A 6,711-nucleotide genomic window follows, 5' to 3' on the forward strand; every position below is an offset into this window, starting at 1 on the left:
TCACTCGGGGTTCGCGCACGGCGCGAGGGTGCCCACGCCCGCGTTGCGGCCTTGGCCGAGGACGAGCGGGCCGGTGATGGGACGGGTGAAGGTGAGGCGGACATGGACGGCCGGCATTTTCCAGCTTTCCCGGTCCTTCAAGCGCAGTTCCCGGTAGTCGATCGACTGCGGCAGGTAGCCCCGTGGCCCGAAATCGATCGCCTCCACCAGCCCCGCGTCCAGCCCGATGTGTTCCAGCGCCCGCAGGACCAGCTTGCGCGTGCGCCGCGCTTGTCCGCTGTCCATGCCCGGCAGGATCACCGGCTGCACGCTCGCCCAGCAGCGTGACGGCCGCAGCCATTGCCGCAGCACCGGCTCCGAGCGCACGTCCGCAATCGGCACCGCCCAGGCCACCAGCTCGCCCGTTCCCTCGTCCACCAGCGGCAAGCCCTCCGGCGGCATCGCCACCAGCAGCAGCGCCAGCCGATCCGCGTCCTGCGGTCGGGTCATGAGCAGCACGCGGCGCAGGCGGCCATCGGCATGCACATGCCCCGTGCTCGGTACCGGCACGACCGCCACACGCCCCGCCGGATCACCCGCCACATGCCCCGCCGCAAACGCGGCCAGCGCAGGATCTCCGCCCGCACAACCGATCAACGCATGGCGCACCATGCCGGCGATCACCGCCGCTTCGCCCGCCCGCCAGGACAGCGCGCCACCTTCCGGATGCTGCAGCGCACAGGCCACCAGCGCGGTGCGCGGCTGCGCGTCACTCGGGCAGTAGGCCATCGTGGCGAAGCCCGTGCCGTCGGCGGTGCTGCGACCCCCTTGCGGTGACCAGTGGCCATGCTGTTGCAATGCACGCTCACCGGCTGTCGTGATGGCGTGGCGCCGCGCCAGTTCGTGCAGCAGACCGGGGGCGGGTACATCCAGCAGCCGGTCCACGTCCCGGTTCGGCAATGTCGGCCGTCCCGGCTGCCACAGCCGGCGCGTGCCCGCCGACACCGGCGCCTGCTCGACGACCGTGGCGCGGGCAAAGGCCATGTCCTGACCGGAACCCAGCCCCGTCAGCCGTGTGGCCGCCGCGACCAGGGCGTCCGCCACAGCGTCGTCGTCCGCGCCGTGCAGCGGCCACAGGTAGACGACCGGCTCGACCTCGCGGCGGATGTACCGGTCACGCGCCTGCCGCGATTCATGGCCGGGCGTCGCGTTCAGGGGCACGTAGTCGCGCCGCCAGACACCCGCGGGTTCGTCGGTGGCGAGGATCAGCGGGGCGGTCTGGTGCTCGAACCAGTCGAGTCCGGGCAGGTGTGTGCCTTCTGCGCCAGCGGCCAGTGCCTGCACCAGCCGCGCCGGCGCAGGCGGCCACTCGGTGCCGCTGTAGGTGCCCGCCAGAAACTGCACCTCCAGGCGCAGGTAGCGAACCGGCGGTGGTGAAGGGGGCGTCGGCGTCACGGCGTGTCCTCTGCCGGCGCTGCGTCGCTCGCGGCGTCGGCCTTGGCGCCAGTCGATTTGGCCGTGCGCCCGCCAGCTTTGCCCGTTTTCTTGCCCTCGGCCTTGGCGTCGGTGGCACCCTTGACCAGCTTGGCGTCGAACGTGCCATGCAGCGGCGCCAGACCGGCAATGCCGAACGCCTGCGCCGCCGCCTGCGCATAGGCCAGCACGGCGGCGGCATCGAGCGTCACCGCCTCTTCCGTGCCATCGTCGCGCACCAGCACCAGCGTCGCCGCACCGTCCGGCACCAGCAGGCAGCCCGAGCGCAGGTCTGGCTCCACCGGCATCGTCGACACCACCAGCGCCAGCGCCCACAGGTAGCGCAGCACGTCGTCCGGCGTGTTCGCTCCCCGCACGGCCCGCGCGTTGCGGCGCAGCGTCGCCAGCGACAGCACGGCGCGGCGTTCGATGCGTGTGGCGATGACGCCGCCCAGGCCGAAGCTGAGCGCCGACTCCAAGCCCTCGGCCGAGCCAGCGTCTTCAAGTCCCTCGATCTCCGAAGCACGGACAGGCACCTTGTACACCGCACCCCGTGACAGCACGCTCACGTCATGCGCTGTGATTTCGGCTGAAAACGCCCTGGGGATTTGCAGCTTCTCGCCACGGCTGTCCCATGCACCGCAGATCAACGCGAGCGGCGCCAGTTCGGCCATCAGACGTGCATCGCCGGACGTGTAGGCGCGCGAGGCGGCCACTACTTGAGGAACCAACGTCGAGTAGCGAAAGACGGCATCAAACACCCGATGTCCTGCGGCCAGCATGTCAATCCGCGTTGTCCCGCCGCCATTCGTTGGCACCGAGACGCCGACCTCGCGGGTCAGTGTGCGGTAGGGCGCTTGCTGCAGTGTCGCCTCGATGCGCCCGGCCTGCGATTGCACCGAGTCGATGACGCAGACGTTGCGAGTGCCGTCAATGCCGACCGGGCTGATGCAGTAGCGGCCTCCTGGCTCGCTGCTCTTGTCGTTCTTGTCGGCGGCATAGGTGGCGGGGAACACGGGCGTGCCGTGGCCGGCGACCGGGCGCATCGGCTGGCGCCGCACCAGTGCGACGACATCGCGGCGCACGGCCAGCGCGTCCAGCGCCGCAGCGGTGTTCAGGTCAGGCGTCGCCGCTACGGGCGCAGCGCAAGGGGTGTCAGTGGAAGCTTCAGTCATGGGTTTTCCTCTCTGCTCTGGATGGGCAGTGGTCTGGTGTTCAGACGATGAGCACAGCCGAGGGCGGCGGTGCCAGCGAAGTCAGGTCGGCAATCAGCGCGTCGGCGTACTTGCCTTCGTTGGTGAGCAGCGTGCGCAGCAGCAGCCGGCGGTCGCAGCTCAGGTGGTGGCCCCGCACCGCCGCCATCGCCACGACCGGCGTGAGCGCGTGGGCCCAGGTGTGGTACGCCCAGCCACCTGCCTTGCGTCCGGCAGGCGGTGGCGCGAAGGTCTGCACGCCCAGCATCGCCAGCAGCTCGACCCACGGCCGGCAGGATTTGGGCCGGTTCTCCTTCTCCAGCGAATAGCCGACCTCGACCGCCGACCACGCGCCGCTCGCATCGAAGCGGAACCGCGCCGTGTCAGGGTTCGACGGCGCCAGCCCCGCGCCCTGGGCGAACAGCGGCAGCGCGCTGGTTGGGCCATCCGCTGTCAACAGTTCAGCGCAACCTTGCAGCAGCCGGCGCGTGATGTCCACGGCCAGCGTGCGCCCGCCGGACCATTTCCACTCGGAATTGCCGCGCCCGCTGTCGTCGATCCAGGCATGCAGCGGCAACGTCGGCCCGCCGGGCAGGACGAGGTGCAAGGCCGGCCAGCCGGGCTCCTTGGTGTCGCCATCGCTGCTGTCCGTGTCCTGTGGCGCCCCGGTTGCGGCATCCACCACCGGCACCACCTCGGCCGCACACAGCGCCCCGAGCAGCGCGCGCACCCCAGCGTCGTCCACCCCCTGCAGCACAAAATGCCCCGGCTCCCACCGCAGCGCCAGCGCCACCCCCGGCCGCAGCGCCCGCACCAGCGCCACCACGCCCAGACAGGCGAAATACTCTCCCGGATTGCGCACATTGACCGCCACCCGCCAGCAAGCCGCCACCGGCTGCGGCAGCGCAGGGCCGGCCGGCGGGATCGCATCCGACTGGCCCGTGGCGTCGGCGTCGTGCGCCAGCGTGTCGGCCATCAGCTCCGCCTGGATGTCAGCCGCCTTCAGCAGCGCCTCCAGATACGCCAGCGCCCACGGCCCGAGCGTGTCGTGCAGCCGGCCGAAGTCGTCGCCGGCTTGCCGCGCTGCGTCTGTGCAGCCGGGATGGACCAGCGCCGCTGCCGTGAAGCCGGGCCGGGCCCAACCGTGGTGCGCCGCGACCAGATGCCGCCACAGCGCGGCGCCACCTGCCGTCCGCCACCCCGCCGGCGCCGCTGCGACCGAACCGAGTTCATGCCGATACCCGGCAGAGCGGCGGGAGTCGAACCACGGCCGCGCCGACTTGGCCAGCGGCACGTCCCCAGGGCGGCGGCCGATCGCGGCTTGCCAGCGCGCAGCGGCCTTGCCGTCGTCGTGGTCGCTGGCACCCTGGTGGACCGCCTGCGCGCAGTCCGCCGCCACCGGCAGCACCGCCAGCAAGCGCGCCGCCGCCCGCCCGGCCAGCCAAAGGTGCTCGTCCAGCGCCCGGTCGGCACGGGACTGTCCGGCGCTGTCCCCATCGTCGGCCGCCCGCACGCCAGTCCGCTCCGGCCAGACGCGCAGAGGGCCGTGCCAGTCTTCGCCGTCGGCATCGGTGGGCGGTGCGTCGTGCCAGGCGATCCGCCAGCCGGGCAGGGCCGCGGTGAGTGCCGCGGTCAGGCTGGGGTGGTCGCTCTGCCCGTCCTCTGCGGCATCGCCGCCACCTACCACGCGCCAGCGTTCGCCCCGTGCTTCGCTGACCGTGCGGGCCAGCTCGACCGCCGTCACTGCGCCGCGCACATACCCACGGGCGTCGATGTGGTCGCCGGACACATCGGACACGGCCTGCGCTGCCAGCGCATCCGGCAGACCCGCCGCGTTCAATCCTCCTGCTTCGGCCGCCAGCAGCACCAGATCCCCGCCACGCAGCGCCAAACGGCGCACACCGGCCGGCACCGACTCGACCCGCTCCCCATCCGCTGACACCACCAGCGCCGCCGGCCCCGCGCCTGTCCATGCCGCCAGCCGCGCCAGGATCACCTTGTCCGCCCGATGCCCCGGCAGCCGCGCCTGTTCACGCACACCCACAGGCCACGCCTCCAGCCACTCCTTCCACTGCGGCGTCTGGGGCAACTGCCGCCACGCCAGTCGTACCTCTGCCTCGTCGTCCTGCACGCCATGGAGGTACAAGGCGCGCTGCGGCACCGCCAGCGGCACCGAGGTCAGCGCATACAGATCGACCACCTCGCGCGCTAACACCCGCATGGCCGGCGCTGGCTCGATCGCGTCGGCATAGCGTGGGTGCGCCAGCAACGCCGACAGCGCCTGCGGGGACGCATCACGCGCAGTGCCACCCGACTCCGAGGGCAGCGGCGCCAGCGGTGGCAACGCTTCCAGCAGCGCCAGAGCCACCTCGATCCGCGCCGCCAGTGCCTTCGGGGGCTTGGCCGCTGCGGGGAACACGACGATGCGACCCTGCCCGAGACCACGCCGGTTGCAGCGCCCGGCCCGCTGCACCAGCCGATCCAGCGTCACGGCGTCGCACAGCAGCACGTCAGCGTCCAGGTCCATGCCGACTTCCCCTGCCGCCGTCGCCACCAGCACCGCACCACCGCCGGACTCGTCGCGCCGTCCATCGCCCGCCAGACGCGCCAGCACGGGCGATGCGGCCAGCCGGTCCCGCTCCAGTCCGCGCAGCGTCCCGGTCAGACAAGCGACCCGCTCGCCGTCGATACCGGCCTTGCACAGCGCCGCCGCCGCCTTGGCCGCATCCTCGGGCGAGTTCAACGCGACCAGCACCGCCTGTCCCGCCCGCACGGCCGCCGCCGCTTGCTTCACCAGCTCCGCCATTCCGGCACCGTCCTGGCGATACAGCCGCTTGACCGCACGCAGCCGCTGCGCGAGCACCGAGTCTTGCGCCGGATCGGCAAGGACCACCGGCCGATCACCACCGGACAGATCGCGGGGTGTCGCGCTCATCTCGATGACCGACAGCGCAGGCCGCCCGATGCGTGCAGCACCGGGAGCCGCCAACGTCTCGATGCGGCGCAGCAGTGCAGTGAGGGCCGGCGCCAAGTGGGCCTCGTCATGCACCAGCAACGTGTCCACGCCCAGCAGCCCCGCATGCGTCGCCCGGCGCGAGCGCCCAAGCCCATAACCGCCAAACAGCAGCCGCGAGCCGGCCATGTCGGGCGTGGCGGCGATGATGGCCGGTCGGCTCGGATCGGTGGCCCAGTCGCAGGCGTCGGCGCGCTGACCCCGCAGCGTCGAGACCGTCAGCGGCTCGCCCGTGCCAGCCCGGCCGGTCATCGACAGGGCTGCGAGTGCCCCACGCAGATCCGCCAGCGCGGGCTGCTCCAGCGCCTGCGCCAGACCCAGCGCCAGATCCGATGCCGCATCGACCAGCACGCGCCGATTCACCACCACCACATAGCGGCGCGGCAAGCTGATCCGGCCGGGATCGCCACCCGACGCGCGGGCCTGCTCGATCAGCGCGGCCAGCCAGCACACCATCAACGCTGTCTTGCCCGCGGCTGTCGGTGCGCGCACGCTGGCGGGCACCGTGCCTGCGCACAGCAGCGCGAAGGCTTCACGTTGCCAGGGATAGGGTTGTGCTACGCCGACAGCGGCCAGCAGGCGGTCCAGCACGGACAGTCCGGCCGGGTCAATTTCGGTGTTTGCGTCGCGTTGCTGCGGCATGTGCGCCATTCCCTGGTATCCATCGGCCCGTCTGCGCGGGAGTCCTTGCTCGCCTGTCGGAGCGGTGCCGATGATGGACAGGAGAGGGTAATTTTTCAATATCAGCTTCGCCATGCGGGATGGTGGCGGTAATTTTTTGCGGTATACGTTCGATTGAACGTAGGCGATGGCAGGTCAAACCGCACTTGTCCGGGGCGAAGGGGGTTGCAGAATGGCGGAATCGTTGTCTGCCATGAGAGGCACTTCCCTTGACCCCGCTCTACCGCGATTTCACCGACCCAGCCCAGATCGACGCCCAGTACAACGCCTCGCTCCAGGTGCCCGACCCGGCGGCCGAACTGGCGCATTACGTCCGGCAAGCCAGCCGCGCCCGTGCCACCTTGCGCGACGTGCAGGACATCCGCTACGGCC

Annotated in this window: 3 protein-coding genes; all 3 read right to left on the minus strand. The window is 71.5% G+C overall.

Annotated features, from left to right (window positions below; all coding sequences use genetic code 11):
- Genes csb2 through cas3g form a run of 3 tightly spaced genes read right to left on the minus strand, consistent with a single transcriptional unit; the run spans nucleotide 1 to nucleotide 6,300 of the window.
- Entirely contained in the window at nucleotides 1-1,434 is a 1,434-nt protein-coding gene (csb2, locus tag QZW52_RS17920; RefSeq protein ID WP_294001195.1) for a type I-G CRISPR-associated protein Csb2, read from the minus strand.
- Nucleotides 1,431-2,627, minus strand: coding sequence for a type I-G CRISPR-associated RAMP protein Csb1/Cas7g (gene cas7g, locus QZW52_RS17925; protein WP_294001196.1), 1,197 nt, complete (start codon nucleotides 2,625-2,627; stop codon nucleotides 1,431-1,433). The genes csb2 and cas7g overlap by 4 nt, the downstream gene beginning before the upstream one ends.
- A gap of 40 nt (nucleotides 2,628-2,667) precedes the next feature.
- Complete coding sequence (cas3g, locus tag QZW52_RS17930; RefSeq protein WP_294001197.1) at nucleotides 2,668-6,300, minus strand: type I-G CRISPR-associated helicase/endonuclease Cas3g; 3,633 nt, start codon at nucleotides 6,298-6,300, stop codon at nucleotides 2,668-2,670.
- Nucleotides 6,301-6,711: the final 411 nt, after the last annotated feature.

This window comes from Sphaerotilus sp., from assembly GCF_013299175.1.
Taxonomy (GTDB): Bacteria; Pseudomonadota; Gammaproteobacteria; order Burkholderiales; family Burkholderiaceae_C; genus Sphaerotilus.

Coding starts and splice junctions, on each gene's coding strand:
- cas3g (WP_294001197.1), bottom strand. CDS start 6,300: ATGCCGCAGCAACGCGACGCAAACACCGAAATTGACCCGGCCGGACTG.
- cas7g (WP_294001196.1), bottom strand. CDS start 2,627: ATGACTGAAGCTTCCACTGACACCCCTTGCGCTGCGCCCGTAGCGGCG.